The sequence below is a fragment of the Streptomyces sp. NPDC043854 genome, assembly GCF_056436005.1.
Map to the genome: position 1 here is coordinate 1 of NZ_JBWKDK010000056.1, position 14,868 is coordinate 14,868.

The following is a 14,868-nucleotide window of genomic DNA, read 5'->3' on the forward strand; positions in this document are numbered from 1 at the left end:
GGCCGCAAGGCGACCCGTCTGAAGGTGTCGCACGCCTTCCACTCGCCGCTGATGGACCCGATGCTGGATGCCTTCCGCGAGGTCGCGCAGTCGCTCTCCTACAGCGCCCCGCGGATCCCGGTGGTTTCGAACGTCACGGGTACGGTCGCGGTCGAGCTGACCGATCCGGAGTACTGGGTCCGGCACGTCCGCGAGGCCGTCCGGTTCGCCGACGGTGTGCGGGCGTTGGAGGCCGAGGGCGTCTCCCGTTTCGTGGAGCTGGGTCCGGACGGCGTGCTGACGGCGATGGCCCAGCAGTCGGTCGAGTCGGAGACGGCTGTGCTGGCTGCGGCGGTGCGCCGTGACCGGCCTGAGGCCGCCGCCCTGCTCGCAACCATCGCCCGGCTGCATGTCCACGGCGTGTCGGTGGACTGGGAAGCGGTCTTCGCCGACACCGGCGCCCGGCGCGTCGACCTGCCCACCTACGCCTTCCAGCGCCAGCGCTACTGGTTCGACACCGTCGACTACCTCGCCGACTCATGGATCGCCGCCGAACTCGGTGGCGTGTCCGGCGCCGGCCTCGAACCCATCCATCACGCACTCCTCGGTGCGATGGTGGCCTCCCCGGACACTGACGGCACGGTTCTCACCGGGCGTCTCGCCGTCGGTTCGCAGCCGTGGTTGGCCGATCATGCTGTGGGTGGGCTGGTGCTGTTCCCGGGGACTGGTCTGGTGGAGTTGGCGATCCGGGCCGGGGACGAGGTCGGCTGCGGTGTCCTGGAGGAGTTGACGGTCGAGGCGCCTGTCGTTCTGCCGGAGCGCGGTGGTCTTCAGGTGCAGGTGTGTGTGGGTGCCCCGGGTGCTTCGGGGGCGCGGCCTGTGACCGTGTACTCGCGGCCGGAGGGTTCGGAGCAGCCGTGGCTGCGCCATGCTGCCGGTCTGCTGGCGCCGTCGGGGCCGGGGCCGTCCTTCGCGCTGGCGCAGTGGCCGCCGCGGGGTGCGGTGGAGGTGGACGTGGCGGGTCTGTACGGGGGTCTCGCGGATGCGGGGCTGGAGTACGGTCCGGTGTTCCAGGGCCTGACCGCCGCCTGGTGTTCCGGCTCCGAGGTGTACGCCGAGGTTTCCTTGCCGGAGGGCACTGCCACCGATGGGTTCGGGCTGCACCCGGCGCTGTTGGATGCCTGCCTGCATGCGATCGGTCTGCTCGACGGCGGTGACCAGAGCACGGCCCGGCTGCCGTTCGCGTGGAGCGATGTCGTCTTCCATGCCTCGGGTGCGACGACCCGGGTCCGGCTGCGGCTGGCGCAGGCCGGTGCCGACGCGGTGACCCTCGAAGTCGCCGACAGTGAGGGCCGGCCGGTCGCCTCGGTCGGCTCCCTCGCCCTGCGCGCGGTCGCCATGGACCAGCTCGCCGCCACCCGCTCCCCGCTCCACGACAGCCTCTTCCAGCTCGAGTGGACCAAGCTCCCCGCCGGTACGGCAACGGCAACGCCCACCGCAGACACCGCCGTACTGCACAGCGCACCCGGTATGGACGCGTCGGCGGTGCGTGCGGCGGTGCACACGGCACTCGCAGAGCTGCAGTCGTCCGCGGAGCGCCTGGTGTTCGTCACGTGCGGCGCGGTCGCACTGCCGGGTGAGGACGTCACCGACCTGGCCGGTGCTGCGGTCTGGGGCCTGGTCCGCTCCGCGCAGTCCGAGGACCCGGGCCGCTTCGTGATCGTCGACGTGCCCGCCGACACCGAGGACCCCTCCGCCGCCGTCGACCTCGCGCTGGCGGCGGGCGAGTCCCAGGTCGTCGTCCGCGGGACCACCGCGTACGGCGCCCGCCTGGTCCGTACACCGCTCTCCGAGCAGGAGCAGGAGCAGGAGCAGGAGCAGGAGCAGGAGCAGGAGGCGGACGCGGCCCCGGCGTTCGGTACCGGGACCGTGCTGCTCACCGGTGCCTCGGGCAGTCTGGGCGGCCTGTTCGCCCGCCACCTCGTGGCCGAGTACGGCGTGCGCAGCCTGCTGCTGACGAGCCGCCGCGGCGCGGACGCACCGGGCGCCCAGGAACTGGTAGCGGACCTGGCGGCCCTCGGCGCGGAGGTGGAGATCGCGGCCTGTGACGTCGCCGACCGCGACGCGCTCGCCGCCCTCCTCACCGATATCGAACTGTCCGCGGTGGTGCACGTCGCCGGCGTCCTCGACGACGGCGTCATCGCCTCCCTCACCCCCGACCGCATCGACACCGTCATGCGCCCGAAGGTCGACGCGGCACTCAACCTCCACGAGCTGACCGCCGGCCACGACCTGTCCGCGTTCGTCCTGTTCTCCTCGGCCGCGGGTGTCTTCGGCAACCCGGGCCAGGGCAACTACGCGGCCGCCAACGCCTTCCTCGACGGCCTGGCCGCCCACCGGACGGCAGCGGGCCTGCCCGCCCAGTCCCTGGCCTGGGGCCTGTGGACCGACGAAGCAGGCATGGCCGGGGAACTGGGCGAAGCCGACCTGGAGCGCATGCACCGCACGGGCGTACGGGCGATCTCACCCGAAGAGGGCCTGCACCTCTTCGACACCGCGAGCACCCTCCCAGCCCCCGCCCTCGTCCCGATCCACCTCGACCTCAAGGCCCTGCGCGCCATCTCCGACGAGCTCCCGCACCTCTTCCGCAGCCTCGTCCGCGCCCCCGCACGCCGCACCACCGGCACAACCACCACCACCGACCCGGCCGTGAACCGCCGCAAACTGCTCGCCCTGACCGCGGCCGAACGGGAGCGCGTCCTGCTCGGCCTGGTCGTGGAGCACGCGGCCGCCGTCCTCGGGCATGTTTCCGCGGACGCGATCGACCCCGACAGGGACTTCCTGGAAGCCGGCTTCGACTCCTTGTCGTCGATGGAGCTGCGCGCTCGCATCAACGCGGCCACCGGACTCGACCTGCCGCTCATGGGCGTCTTCGACAACAAGACACCCGCCGGTCTGACCGGCTGGCTCGCCGACGCCTGCGAGCGCGCCGCCGGCACACAGGACGACGAACCGGCCCCCGGCGGCGCGGCCGCAGCCCCGGCCCCGGCCGCCCAGGACACCATCACCGCCCTGTTCCGCGGCGCTGTCGCCGCCGGGCAGACGACCGAGGCGTTCAACCTGCTGCGGGCCGTCGCGGACCTGCGCCCGGTGTTCACCTCGCACGAGGAACTCGGCCGGCCCCTGACCCCCGTACGCCTCGCCGACGGCCCCGCCCGGCCCCGGCTGATCTGCCTGAGCACCCCCATGGCCACCGGGGGAGTGCACCAGCACGCCCGGCTCGCCTCCCACTTCCGGGGCGTGCGCCACGTCACCACCCTGCCCATCCCCGGCTTCGAGCCCGGCGAGAGCCTGCCCGCCTCGGTCGACGCACTGACCGACACCCTCGCCCGGTCCGTCCTGGCCGCCGCCGAAGGCGACCCGTTCGTCCTGCTCGGCTACTCCTCCGGCGGCGTCCTCGCCTACGGCACCGCCGCCCGCCTCGAAGAGCTGGGAACGGCACCCGCCGGCGTGGTGCTCGTCGACACCTACCGGGTCACCCGGGAAGCCGGCGGCGGCATGCAGGCCCAGGTCTTCGAACAGATGTCGGCGGCCCTGGTCGACCGGGACTCCGAGTTCGGGATGTTCAGCACCACCGGACTGTCCGCCATGCGGGCCTACTTCGACCTGCTGCCGCTCTTCCCCCTGGAGCCCGTCGCCGCGCCGGTGCTGTTCGTCGGCGCGGACCGGACGTTCCTCACCGCAGGGGAGGAAGACGCCGGCGACGCGTGGAAGGCCCGCCCGTGGGAAGCCTCCCACACCTACCGCCCCGTACCGGCCACCCACTTCACCGTCGTCGAAGAGGACGCCCCGCACACCGCGAGGACCGTCGAGGACTGGATCTCTGGGGTGGGGTAGGGGCGGTGCGCACGCCGCCACCGCCCCTACGGTCGAGAAACCGCCGAGAACCGCACGAGAGGTGAGGGACATGACACTGGCCCCCAGCGCCAAGGGAACCGTCGCGTTCCGCGACTACAAGACGTGGTACCGCGTCACCGGAGACCTGAACTCCGGCCGCCCGGCCGTGGTCGTCGTCCACGGCGGCCCCGGATCCACCCACGACTACCTCCTGAGCCTGACCCGGCTCGCCGAGGAGGGCTACCCCGTCGTCCACTACGACCAGCTCGGCAACGGCGGCTCCACCCACCTGCCCGCAGCCGACCCGGACTTCTGGACCGTCGACCTCTTCGCCGACCAGCTCGACCAGCTGCTGACCTCGCTCGGCATCGCCGACAACTACATCCTGTACGGGCAGTCCTGGGGCGGCCTCCTCGCGGCCCGGCACGCCGCCGCCCGCCCCGCCGGCCTGCGCGGCCTGGTCATCGCCAACTCCCCGGCCTCCTACCCCCTGTGGCTGGAGGAAATGGCCGTCCTGCGCGCCCAGCTGCCGCCCGGCGTCAACGAGACGCTGCTGCGCCACGAGGCCGCCGGCACGACCGACAGCGAGGAGTACTACCAGGCGATGACGCCCTTCTACGAGAAGCACGTCTGCCGCCTCAAGCCCTGGCCGCGCGACTACCAGGCCTCGTTCTACGAGGTCTACAACGATCCGACCGTCTACTACGCGATGAACGGGCCCACCGAGTTCCACGTGATCGGCAGCCTCAAGGACTGGGGAGTCATCGACGTCCTGCCCGACATCGACGTACCCACCCTCATCCTCTCCGGCCGGCACGACGAGGCCACCCCCAAGACGGTGCAGCCGTACAAGGACCTCATCAAGGGATCCCGCTGGGAGATCTTCGAGGATTCCAGCCACCTGCCGCACCTGGAGGAGCCGGAACTCTTCCACAAGGTCATGACGGAATACCTCCACAGCCTGTGACGGCGCCGGCGCCCGTCTCCACAGGGCGCCCCCGAGGCAGGAGGAACATCCTCCCGACAAGAGACTGAGAGCCATGGTGACTGAAAACCGGACCGGCACCGCACTGGTATTCCCCGGAATGGGGCCCGTGCCGTTCGCCGAATCAGGCAGGTTCATGCTGATCAACCGCCACGCGCGGGAACTCTTCGCGGAAGCGGACGACATCCTCGGGTACTCGGTCTTCGACCGCTACCGCCAGGCCGAGGGCGACTACTCGGAATACGCCCAGGTCGCGTTCATGGTGAACTGCCTGGCACTGGCCCGCTGGGCCGTGGAGGAACTCGGCGTCGAGCCGTCCCTCCTCACCGGCCCCAGCTTCGGGGAGAAGGCCGCCGCCGTCCACTGCGGCGCCCTGTCCTTCGCCGACGGCGTCCGCTTCACCTCACGGTTCGCGCACGTACTCGACGCCTACTTCGCGCAGGAGCACCCGGAGGAAGTCGCCACCCAGTCCTTCGCACGCACCCCCAAGGACCGGCTCGACGAGGTGCGCGCAGAACTCACCGAGCAGGGCGAGTGGCACGAGGTCACCTGCACCGTCGACGAGGACTTCCACATGCTCACCCTGCGCACCTCCCGCCTGGAATGGCTCCAGCGGCGGCTGCGCTCCCTCGGCGGCATGCCCCTGTACGTCATGTCCCCGCCCATGCACGCCGCCGCGTTCGGCGGGCTGCGCCGCAAGACCGAGACCGAGGTCCTGGACGGAATCGCCTTCCGCGACCCGCAGATCCCGGTCGTCGCCGACCAGGACGGCCGCGTGCTGACCACAGCAGAGGAGGTCCGCACCCTGCTGCTCGACGGCTGCGTACGCCCCGTCGACTGGCCGCGCGCCCTCGGCGCGCTGCGCGACCACGGAGTCGGCACCCTCTACGTGGCCGGCCAGGACGCGCTCTTCGGCCGGGTCCCCGCCGCGACCAAGAACTTCAAGGTCGTCCCGGTCAACCCGCGGCAGGCCACCCGGCCGCGCCGCCGGCCCGCGGCCGCCGCCTGACACAACCCGTGCCCGGCGGCCGCGGTGCCGCGGCCGCCGCATCAGAGGCGCGCCGCCTCCGACATCTCCGTCAGCACCCCCCACAGCGTGGCGGGCGTCGCGAACGTGTCCAGGCTGAGGGCCTCCTCGACGAACCGCACGTCGTACGCGCTCTCCAGCGCCCCCAGCAGCTCCACGGTGCCGAGGGAGTCCAGACCCACGTCCCGCAGGCTGGTGTCGGCGGTGAGCGGCTCATCGGCCGACAGGAACGGCAGGTACTCCCGCAGCAGATCCTCGAATCGCTGGTCCCAGGACATAGTGGACTCCACTCTCTTCGTTCAACCGGCAGTCGGTTCCAGGAACGTGACGCTACGAGCGCCCGGCGGCCCCGGGGTACCCGTTCCACCCCCCTAACTTCCCTGCCGACCCGCGGCCGGGCCGCCCCGCACCGCCCCGCACCGCCCACCCGCCCCGACCTCCCGGAGGAGTCATGCCCGAACCCCAGCAGCACGCCCTGTACCAGCGCTTCCTGCGCGGACTGCAGCTGTCCGCCGAGCGTCCCGCGCTGCGCCTCGGGGCCGAGACCGTCACCTACCGGGAACTGCACGAGGAGGCGCTGGTCCTGGCCGGCTCCCTCGGCCCCGCCAAGGCCGTCGGCGTCCTGGCCGGCAAGGGCCGGACCGCGTACGCCGGCATCCTCGCCGGCCTGTACGCGGGCGCCACCGTCGTACCGCTCCACCCCGACTTCCCCGCCGCCCGCACCCGCTACATGCTCGAACTGTCCGAGGTCGCCGCCGTCATCGCCGACGAGCCGGGCCGGGCGGCCCTGCACGCCGCGACCGGCGACCGCCCCGCCATCCCGGTCGTCGAACCCGACCCGTCCCGGGCCCTCGCAGCGCCCCGCCCCGTCGAACCCTCCGACGTCGCCTACATGCTGTTCACGTCCGGCTCCACCGGCCGGCCCAAGGGCGTACCCATCACCCACGGCAGCACCCACCACTACTTCCGGATCCTCGACGAGCGCTACGACTTCGGCCCGGACGACGTCTTCACACAGACCTTCGACCTGAACTTCGACTGCGCGATGTTCGACCTGTTCTGCGCCTGGGGCGCCGGCGCCGTCGTGGACCCCGTACCCCCGGCCGCCTACCGCGACATCCCCGGCCACCTCGCCGCCCGCGGCACCACCGTGTGGTTCTCCACCCCCAGCGCCATCTCCCTCGTCCGCCGCATGGGCGGCCTCGGCGAGGCTGCCATGCCCACCCTGCGCTGGAGCTTCTTCGCCGGCGAGGCCCTGCGCTGCGCCGACGCCGCCGACTGGCAGCAGGCGGCCCCCCACTCCACCCTGGAGAACATCTACGGGCCCACCGAGCTCACCGTCACCATCACCGGACACCGCTGGGACCCGCAGACCTCGCCCGGCCTCGCCGTCAACGGGATGGTCCCCATCGGCACCGTCCACGAGGGCCACGACCACGTGCTCCTCGCCGAAGACGGCACCGAGACCGACACCGAGGGCGAGCTCCTCATCACCGGCCCCCAGATGACCCCCGGATACCTGGACCCGACCGAGAACCGGGGGCGCTTCACCGAGCGCGACGGCCGCCTGTGGTACCGCACCGGCGACCGGGTCCGCCGACTGCCCGGCGGGGTGCTGGTCTACCTCGGCCGGCTGGACTCCCAGGTCCAGGTCCAGGGCTGGCGCGTCGAACTCGCCGAGATCGATCACGCCCTGCGGGCCTGCGACGGCGTCGAGGACGTCGTCACCGTCGCCCGCCCCGCCGACGGCAGCACCGAACTCGTCGTCTTCTACACCGGGCGCACCCGCCCGGCCGCCGAACTCGCCCGCGCCCTGCGCGAGGTCCTCCCCAAGGGGATGCTGCCCCGCCGCTTCGAGCACGTGGCCGAGTTTCCGCTCAACTCCAACCGCAAGATCGACCGCCCGGTGCTCGCGGAACGGGCCCGCGAGCTGCTCACCGCCCGCCGCTGACTCAGCGCAGGGGCGGGCCGCCTGCACCTGGCGCAGGTGGACCAGGACGTCGTACGAGCGGCTCAGCGCGGTCTGCGGGTCGTCGGCCGCGTCGTACAGGCGAACGAGCCGGTGGGCCGGCTCTCGGCGAGCCAGCTGCGGGCCGGCTCCGGAGTGTCGCGCAGATCGAGGGCGAAGTCCTCGTAGCGGACGCCCGCCGCGCCGCCGGCAGCGGCCGGCCGTGCGCGCAGCAGCTCCGCCACGGCGCGCGCCCGGCCGGCCTCGGCCTCGCGCACCGCCGCGTCCTTGGCCGGCTGACCGCACATCCACGCACCCGCCTGCACACCGGCGGCGGGCTCCAGTCCCGTGTACAGCCGGTCGATCCCGGCCCGCAGGTCCGGGCCGGTACGCGGTGGCGTAGTCGCGGACCCGGGCGAACGCCGTGCGGCTGGGGAACCCCAGGTCGTTGCCGACGAAACGGAGTTTGCCGCCCTCCGGCGCGGTGGCGTGGTAGGTGCGCATCCAGCGGATCAGGTCCAGGTACTCCGCGGTGTTCCGGAACACGTACTGGCCCTGGAACTCCTCGCGCATGATCTCCTCGGGGTCGCCGATGCCGTGCACCACGTAGTCGTCCAGGCGGACGCCGGTGCCCCAGCTGGCCTCCAGGGCGAAGGCAGTGAAGCCCTTGGAGGCCACCAGGTGGCGGAAGACGTGCACCTTGAGGGTGAAGAACTCGTGGCCGCTGTGGCTGGCCTCGCCCAGACCGACGACCTGCGCGTCCCCGACCATGCCGGCCAGCGCGTCCAGGTCGGACAGCGGCCGGGCCCGCTCGTTCAGCACATCGACCGGGGAGGCGGGAGAGGCGGGAGAGGCGGGAGAGGCGGTACCGGCTGCGGCAGGTGCGGCAGGGGAGGCAGGGCCGCCCGCGGTAGCCCCCGAGGCCTGGGCGGCCGGCGAGACGCAGGCCATCAGGTAGCCCGCGACCAGCGCGAGGGAGACCGCGCCGGACCGGCGGCCGGCGCGGCGGGCGGGGGCTGTGAGCGGGGCACTGTGTCGTCATACCGGAAATTCTCGAGCGCGGCTCGAGATCATCCGATGGGGCAGGGCCCCCAACCGGGGTGGGGATACCCCCGGTTCTTCGCCGCCGGGCGGTTCCCCCACCGCCCGGCGCTCGGGCCGTCGGGGGAACCGCCCGGCGGGGGTGTCACAGACCCTGCTTGACCACCGCTCCGGCGTCGACCTTCAGGTGCAGGCCGGTGACGTAGCGGGACTCGTCCGAGGCGAGGTAGACCACCGCGTGGGACACGTCTGCCGCGTTCACGTACGGCACCGGCATCGACTGCAGGCCCGTGAAGACGGGGGTGACGTCCTCCAGGGTCGGCGCGTCCAGGTCCGGGCGGAAAGTCTTGTACATCGCGTCGTTGAGCAGCATGTGCGTGTCCACGTTCGTCGGGTGCACCGCGTTGACGCGCTGCCCGGCACCGGAGACCAGCTGCGAAAGCGTGTTCACGTACTCGACCAGCGTGTGCTTGGCGAACCGGTAGCCCGCGAAGCCCGGACCGGCCGGGGAGACGTCGCCGTGCCCCGGCTGGAGCGCCGTCATCGACCCGATGACGATGATCGAGGCGCCCTCGCCCAGGTGCGGCAGCGCGGCGTGCACCGTGTTGACGACACCGCCCAGGTTGATGTCCACCGTGTCCGTGAAGGCGTCCAGCGGACGGCCGGCCCCGATCGGCAGGATGCCCGCGTTCGGGACGACGACGTCCAGTCGGCCCAGCTCCGCCACGCCCTCGTCGATCGCGGCCTTCAGCGCCTCGCGGTCGCGGACGTCGGCCTGCCGGGTGACGATGCGGCGGCCCGTCTTCTCCACCAGCCGGGCCGTTTCCGCGAGGTCGTCCGCGGTCGCCATGAGGTACTCGACGACGGGGATGTCCTCGCACAGGTCGATGGCGATGATGTCGGCGCCCTCCTCCGCCAGCCGCACCGCATGGCTGCGGCCCTGACCGCGCCCCGCTCCCGTGATCACCGCAACTTTGCCCGCTACCCGGCCCATGGGCCCTCCCAGCGCTACTCGGAAAGATTTCGACAACAATCCCCGGAAAGTATTGGCGCAAAGAAGGGCTTGTGGGGCCGGCCGCCACCCCTAAATTCTTAGGGGCCCCACCGGAATGAAGCACCGGAATGAAGCACCGGAATGAACACCGGGAATTCACCGGCGGAATTCGAGCGTTGCTCGAGCGTCCGGTCCGAGGCTGTACCGCGCTGACTGACACCGGCCGATCCCGGTGCCTCTGCGTCGGAAAGGGACCGCATGAGCATCGTCGAGGAAAGACCGCTGGAGAGCGTCCTTGAGCCGGAGAGCCGGACCGCGCCTCCCGCCCCCGCGCACCCGCAGGAGACCCGCTCCGCCTCGCTCCGCGAGCGCACCGCGGAACTGCACGCCCTCCGCGCGCTCGCCGAGTCCGGCCCGAGCGAGCGCGCCACCGCCGCCCAGCACGCCAAGGGCAAGCTGACCGCCCGGGAACGCATCGAGCTGCTCTTCGACGAGGGCACCTTCACCGAGGTCGAGCAGCTGCGCCGGCACCGGGCCACCGGCTTCGGCCTGGAGGACAAGAAGCCGCACACCGACGGCGTCGTCACCGGCTGGGGCAAGGTCCACGGCAGGACCGTCTTCGCGTACGCCCACGACTTCCGCATCTTCGGCGGCGCCCTCGGCGAGGCACACGCCGAGAAGATCCACAAGCTGATGGACCTGGCCGCGGCGGCCGGCGCCCCCCTGGTGGGCCTGTGCGACGGCGCCGGCGCCCGCATCCAGGAGGGCGTGACCGCGCTGGCCGGCTACGGCGGCATCTTCCAGCGCAATGTCCGCAACTCCGGCGTCATCCCGCAGATCTCGGTCATCCTCGGCCCGTGCGCCGGCGGCGCCGCCTACAGCCCGGCCCTGACCGACTTCGTGTTCATGGTCCGCGGCACCTCGCAGATGTTCATCACCGGCCCGGACGTCGTCCAGGCCGTCACCGGCGAGGCCGTCTCCATGGAGCACCTCGGCGGCGCCGACTCCCACGCCGGCACCTCGGGCGTGGCGACGTTCGCGTACGACGACGAGCAGAGCTGCCTGGAGGACGTCCGCCACATCCTGTCGCTGCTGCCGTCCAACAACCGCGAGCTGCCGCCGGCCGGCGACCTGGAAGACCCGGCGGACCGCCGCTGCGAGTCACTGCTGGACCTGGTCCCGGCCCGCCCCACCCAGGGCTACGACATCCGCGACCTGATCGAGGAGATCGCCGACCACGGCGACTACTTCGAGGTGCACGGCCAGTGGGCGCAGAACGTGGTGTGCGCGCTCACCCGCATGGGCGGCCAGGTCGTCGGCGTCGTCGCCAACCAGCCCCTGCACCTCGCCGGCGTCCTCGACATCCAGGCGTCCGAGAAGGCCGCGCGCTTCGTGCAGTTCTGCGACGCCTTCAACATCCCGCTGGTCACCCTGATCGACGTGCCCGGCTTCCTGCCCGGCGTCGACCAGGAGCACAACGGCATCATCCGCCACGGCGCCAAGCTGCTGTACGCCTACTGCAACGCCACCGTGCCCCGGATCTCCCTGATCCTGCGCAAGGCGTACGGTGGCGCGTACATCGTCATGGACTCCCGTTCCATCGGCACCGACGTGGCCCTGGCCTGGCCGTCGAACGAGATCGCCGTGATGGGTGCCGAGGGCGCTGCCAACGTCATCTTCCGCCGCGAGATCAACGCCTCCGACGACCCGGAGGCCACCCGCCAACAGAAGATCAAGGAGTACCAGACCGAGCTGATGCACCCGTACTACGCGGCCGAGCGGGGCCTCGTCGACGACGTCATCGACCCGGCCGAGACCCGCGTCCGGCTGATCTCGGCCCTCGACATGCTGCGCGCCAAGCACGCCGAGCTGCCCAGCCGCAAACACGGGAACCTGCCGCTGTGACCGCCGGCGCCACGGCCCTGTCTTTCGCCGCGATCCGCATCACCAAGGGCAACCCCACGGCCGAGGAGACGGCAGCCCTCGCGGTCCTGCTCACCGCACGCCTGCGGGCGCTGCACAACCAGCCCGCCCCGGAAGGCGCGCCCAGCCACCGCCTCCCACCCCGCGCCCCCCGCATCAAACCCTTCCCCACCCCCCGCTCCTGGACCACCTGACCCGGCCCCCTCCCCCCGAGGGGGCCCGTTCACCGGACGACGGCAGACTCACGCCCATGAGTGACGGCAACAACACCATCCGCCACGGGCTCGGTCTGACCTGGGTGCAGTCCATGGGCGGGCCGCCGATCGTCGTCCCCGTGCCCGCACTGCACCGGGTGGGGCGGCTGCACCGAGGACGGCGTGACCGTCGGCTGCACCGACCGGCCGAACGGTCCTCGCGCGTCGGCCTGGCGCGAACTCACCGGCAGGAGTCCGGGGAACTCACCGGAGGCCACGGAACTCACCGACGGCAGGTCGGTGAGTTCCGCTCGTGGCCGGTGACCGAGCCGGTGAGTCACCGGCGTCTCGGGTGAGGGTGCTTGTGATTCCCGCACAACGTGTTGCGCAGCGGATTGCGGAAGTTGCTGCACAAGCTGTTGCACAGGGTGTTGCGGCAGCGTTTCGGCATCTCGGTGCATCGTGCATGGTCAGGTCCGGTTTCCAGACTCACCGGTGAGTTTGACTTCTCCTCTGTGCCGCCCTGTGCCTGTCGTGGTGATGGGAAAGGGGTGGGTGGGGCTGTGTTCGGTCCGCGGAGAAGGGGTTGCCCTGGTCAAGTGGCCCGGGGCCCGCGGCCTCCGGGCCCCGCAGGCGGCCCCCTCGGCCGCAAGTCATTCGGTCGGCTGGGCGGCGTCGTTGTTGGCGGGAGGCGATGGCGTCGCATCGGGTGGAGTCATCCCCGTGTGTGGACGGTCGGGCGGACCGGACCAGGTGCCCATCGAGGCCGGTCCGCCTGTTCGCGCCTGATGGACAGCGACCGGCGCTTGAGGAGATGGCTTGAGGCGCGACGCTGGGGCTGGCCACTGCCTTGATCCGAGAGAAAGGGGGCAGTGCCCCATCACCGTTCTCGACGGTAGTCGTGGATGCGAGAATGGAGACCTCTTCAGGCACTGTCCCGGCATTGCCATCGCCCGTGTCTGGCCCTGGCTGTTCGAAATCGCCAGATTGAGGCAGGAGCACCTTGACCGATAGCAACCGCTGGCACCTGCAAGGCTCTGTTGATCACGCCTATTCCGGCGAGGAAGCTCGACAGCTGCTTCGACATCGGTGGGACTGGGCGAGCCAGGAGACGTGGTTCGAGAATGACGCGGGGCGGCTCCTGGCCGTGGTCACCAACGGCGAACGCGCGATGGTCGTGTTGCTGGACGGGGAAGGCGGCCCTGGTGAGTATCTCGTCGATCCGCGCGGTGCAGGCTCGTCTGGTGGCTATCTGCTGTCCAACGGGCGGGTCGACAGCTACGCCGACCGTGACACTGTCGCCTTCGACGTCGCCGGCCATGCCGTGGCGTACTTCATCGAGCATGGCGCATGGCCCGCCGAGGTGACCGTTGAAGGCTGCTGCGGTGAATGACCGCCGCTGATGAGACTCTCTGGGAATCGTTCGGGCGCCGTCGAAGGACAGGCCACACGTATCAAGCCGATCAAACGCCGGTCGTACGGCCGGGCTTCGTTCGCTCTCTTGCGGACTCTAGTCTCCGCCCACCCGCCGTGACCGTCCTCTGCATGGCCTCGACATGCGTCATCAAGTCCTGATCACCTGGCCGACCAGTTGCCGCTCTACCTGGCTGATGTCTCGAACTCACGGTCAACTCGACGACGGCGACGGGCCGAGATTGTTGAAGAAGCAGGCGTCGGAGATCTCGGTCAGGTGCTTGAGTTTGTCCGTCGTCACGGCCTGCCGATACGTCTCGGAGTCATCGGCACGAAGCGCCTTCAGGGCCTTCTCTGCAGTGTCGATGTCGTTCTGGAGCGCGGTCTTGAGCGCCGGACGTACTGCCTTGGCCAGATTGGCCTTCTGAAGGTCCACTATCTCGGTCAGGGTGTTCTCGGTCGGCGGAAGCGGCACCGTTCCGCCGAGCGGGACCTGGTTCCACCTGTCCATGACGTCGGTCTGGTTCTCGCACCCAGGCGGCAGCCCCTGCCCATTTGCGCCGGACTGCTCCGCAGCGGGTGCCGTGTGTTCCGCTGCCGTGCCGGATGAACCGGCCTGCGGGGCCCGAGCCCCGTCTCCTGATGTGGCCACGACAATGACAACCGCGGCAGCAATCGCCGCACCTAACACCACGCCACTGGTGAGAAGCATCTTGCGATTCCGCGGCACGCCAGGACCGGACCGTGACTGGTCGTCGGTGGCGGGCAGCTGCGCCTGCAACGTGGGCGGCGGCGGAGGGACGTTCTCGGTGCGGGCCTCTGAACCGGCTGGGGCGAGCGGTGACGCCGACGCCGGGGCAGGGCCGCCGACGTCCGGTGAGGACTGCGGCGGCGGCACGGAGTCAGGACCGGCGGATGCCACAGGGTCGTTCGGCACCCGGGGCAGCTCAAGGGCTTCAACCATGGCCAGGGCCTCGGCGGCGGTGGGGCGGTTGGCCGGGTCCTTGTCCAGCAGCCGGGTGATCAGCGCCCCAAGCCCGCCGGCAGCGCGGGGAGCGGGCGCTTCCCCCAACAGCACTGCAGTGAGCGTCTCTGTCGGGGTGTCCCGGTGGAACGGGGAGACCCCCTCCAATGCTTGATACAGCGTTACACCGAGTGAGTACAGGTCCCCCGCACCGCCGCTGTCCACGCCGTTGAACCGTTCCGGCGCGATGTACTCCAGCGAGCCCACCAGCCCACCGCTCGTCGTGAGGGCGGTGTCGCCCTGCTGCACAGCGATCCCGAAGTCGGTGAGGAGCACGTGGCCACCCCGGGCGATCATCACGTTCGCCGGTTTCACGTCCCGGTGCACGATGCCGGACGCGTGTGCCGTGCTGAGGGCGTCGAGCAGCCCCTTGGGGGGGGGGGGGGGGGGGGGGGGGGGGCGAGGGGGGGGGGGGGGGGGGGGGGGTTAACAGGGGGGGGGCG

12 protein-coding genes and 1 pseudogene are annotated in these 14,868 nt (G+C 71.3%); 8 read left to right on the top strand and 5 right to left on the bottom strand.

The features are described 5' to 3' along the window. The 3 genes from AC068A_RS31770 to AC068A_RS31780 all read left to right on the top strand — a co-directional run. Positions 1 to 3,876 (top strand): SDR family NAD(P)-dependent oxidoreductase (locus AC068A_RS31770; protein WP_478589733.1); only part of this gene is annotated, 3,876 nt, incomplete at its 5' end. A 70-nt stretch (positions 3,877 to 3,946) separates the two neighbouring features. Then, positions 3,947 to 4,843, top strand: coding sequence for a proline iminopeptidase-family hydrolase (locus AC068A_RS31775; protein ID WP_478589734.1), 897 nt, complete (start codon positions 3,947 to 3,949; stop codon positions 4,841 to 4,843). 73 nt (positions 4,844 to 4,916) lie between these two features. Next, entirely contained in the window at positions 4,917 to 5,870 is a 954-nt protein-coding gene (locus tag AC068A_RS31780; protein ID WP_478589735.1) for an ACP S-malonyltransferase, read from the top strand. A gap of 41 nt (positions 5,871 to 5,911) precedes the next feature. On the opposite strand, the gene AC068A_RS31785 is transcribed toward AC068A_RS31780, so the two are convergent. Then, a complete protein-coding gene (locus AC068A_RS31785) occupies positions 5,912 to 6,166 on the bottom strand; it encodes a phosphopantetheine-binding protein (RefSeq protein ID WP_478589736.1) in 255 nt (84 codons plus the stop codon). Positions 6,167 to 6,339: 173 nt separating this feature from the next. Between AC068A_RS31785 and AC068A_RS31790 the strand changes: the two genes are divergently transcribed. Further along, complete coding sequence (locus AC068A_RS31790) at positions 6,340 to 7,839, top strand: AMP-binding protein (protein ID WP_478589737.1); 1,500 nt, start codon at positions 6,340 to 6,342, stop codon at positions 7,837 to 7,839. 62 nt (positions 7,840 to 7,901) lie between these two features. Here the strand turns inward: AC068A_RS31790 and AC068A_RS31795 are convergent, their stop codons facing one another. From AC068A_RS31795 to AC068A_RS31805, 3 genes and pseudogenes are all read right to left on the bottom strand, one after another. Further along, positions 7,902 to 8,144 (bottom strand): hypothetical protein, encoded by a 243-nt coding sequence (locus tag AC068A_RS31795; RefSeq protein WP_478589738.1) that lies wholly within the window; start codon positions 8,142 to 8,144, stop codon positions 7,902 to 7,904. Positions 8,145 to 8,199: 55 nt separating this feature from the next. Continuing rightward, positions 8,200 to 8,787 (bottom strand): annotated as a pseudogene (locus AC068A_RS31800) (erythromycin esterase family protein); the annotation flags it as partial. Positions 8,788 to 9,022: 235 nt separating this feature from the next. Beyond that, a complete protein-coding gene (locus AC068A_RS31805) occupies positions 9,023 to 9,871 on the bottom strand; it encodes a mycofactocin-coupled SDR family oxidoreductase (RefSeq protein WP_478589739.1) in 849 nt (282 codons plus the stop codon). Positions 9,872 to 10,129: 258 nt separating this feature from the next. Between AC068A_RS31805 and AC068A_RS31810 the strand changes: the two genes are divergently transcribed. The 4 genes from AC068A_RS31810 (at position 10,130) to AC068A_RS31825 (ending at position 13,381) form a co-directional block, all read left to right on the top strand. Next, complete coding sequence (locus tag AC068A_RS31810) at positions 10,130 to 11,776, top strand: acyl-CoA carboxylase subunit beta (protein ID WP_478589740.1); 1,647 nt, start codon at positions 10,130 to 10,132, stop codon at positions 11,774 to 11,776. Then, positions 11,773 to 11,988 carry an acyl-CoA carboxylase subunit epsilon gene (locus AC068A_RS31815; protein ID WP_478589741.1) on the top strand — a complete coding sequence of 72 codons (216 nt, stop codon included), beginning with the start codon at positions 11,773 to 11,775 and terminating at the stop codon, positions 11,986 to 11,988. The genes AC068A_RS31810 and AC068A_RS31815 overlap by 4 nt, the downstream gene beginning before the upstream one ends. A 56-nt stretch (positions 11,989 to 12,044) precedes the next feature. Continuing rightward, on the top strand, positions 12,045 to 12,344 hold the full coding sequence (locus AC068A_RS31820) for a hypothetical protein (RefSeq protein ID WP_478589742.1): 300 nt from the start codon (positions 12,045 to 12,047) through the stop codon (positions 12,342 to 12,344). A 647-nt stretch (positions 12,345 to 12,991) separates the two neighbouring features. Further along, entirely contained in the window at positions 12,992 to 13,381 is a 390-nt protein-coding gene (locus tag AC068A_RS31825; RefSeq protein WP_478589743.1) for a hypothetical protein, read from the top strand. A gap of 234 nt (positions 13,382 to 13,615) precedes the next feature. On the opposite strand, the gene AC068A_RS31830 is transcribed toward AC068A_RS31825, so the two are convergent. After that, positions 13,616 to 14,791 (bottom strand): protein kinase domain-containing protein, encoded by a 1,176-nt coding sequence (locus AC068A_RS31830; RefSeq protein ID WP_478589761.1) that lies wholly within the window; start codon positions 14,789 to 14,791, stop codon positions 13,616 to 13,618. Positions 14,792 to 14,868: the final 77 nt, after the last annotated feature.

What these genes read in the sequence shown, in the direction of transcription:
- AC068A_RS31790 (WP_478589737.1), top strand. Translation starts at nt 6,340, where the DNA reads ATGCCCGAACCCCAGCAGCACGCCCTGTACCAGCGCTTCCTGCGCGGA.
- AC068A_RS31810 (WP_478589740.1), top strand. Translation starts at nt 10,130, where the DNA reads ATGAGCATCGTCGAGGAAAGACCGCTGGAGAGCGTCCTTGAGCCGGAG.
- AC068A_RS31780 (WP_478589735.1), top strand. Translation starts at nt 4,917, where the DNA reads ATGGTGACTGAAAACCGGACCGGCACCGCACTGGTATTCCCCGGAATG.
- AC068A_RS31805 (WP_478589739.1), bottom strand. Translation starts at nt 9,871, where the DNA reads ATGGGCCGGGTAGCGGGCAAAGTTGCGGTGATCACGGGAGCGGGGCGC.
- AC068A_RS31775 (WP_478589734.1), top strand. Translation starts at nt 3,947, where the DNA reads ATGACACTGGCCCCCAGCGCCAAGGGAACCGTCGCGTTCCGCGACTAC.
- AC068A_RS31795 (WP_478589738.1), bottom strand. Translation starts at nt 8,144, where the DNA reads ATGTGCGGTCAGCCGGCCAAGGACGCGGCGGTGCGCGAGGCCGAGGCC.
- AC068A_RS31785 (WP_478589736.1), bottom strand. Translation starts at nt 6,166, where the DNA reads ATGTCCTGGGACCAGCGATTCGAGGATCTGCTGCGGGAGTACCTGCCG.
- AC068A_RS31820 (WP_478589742.1), top strand. Translation starts at nt 12,045, where the DNA reads ATGAGTGACGGCAACAACACCATCCGCCACGGGCTCGGTCTGACCTGG.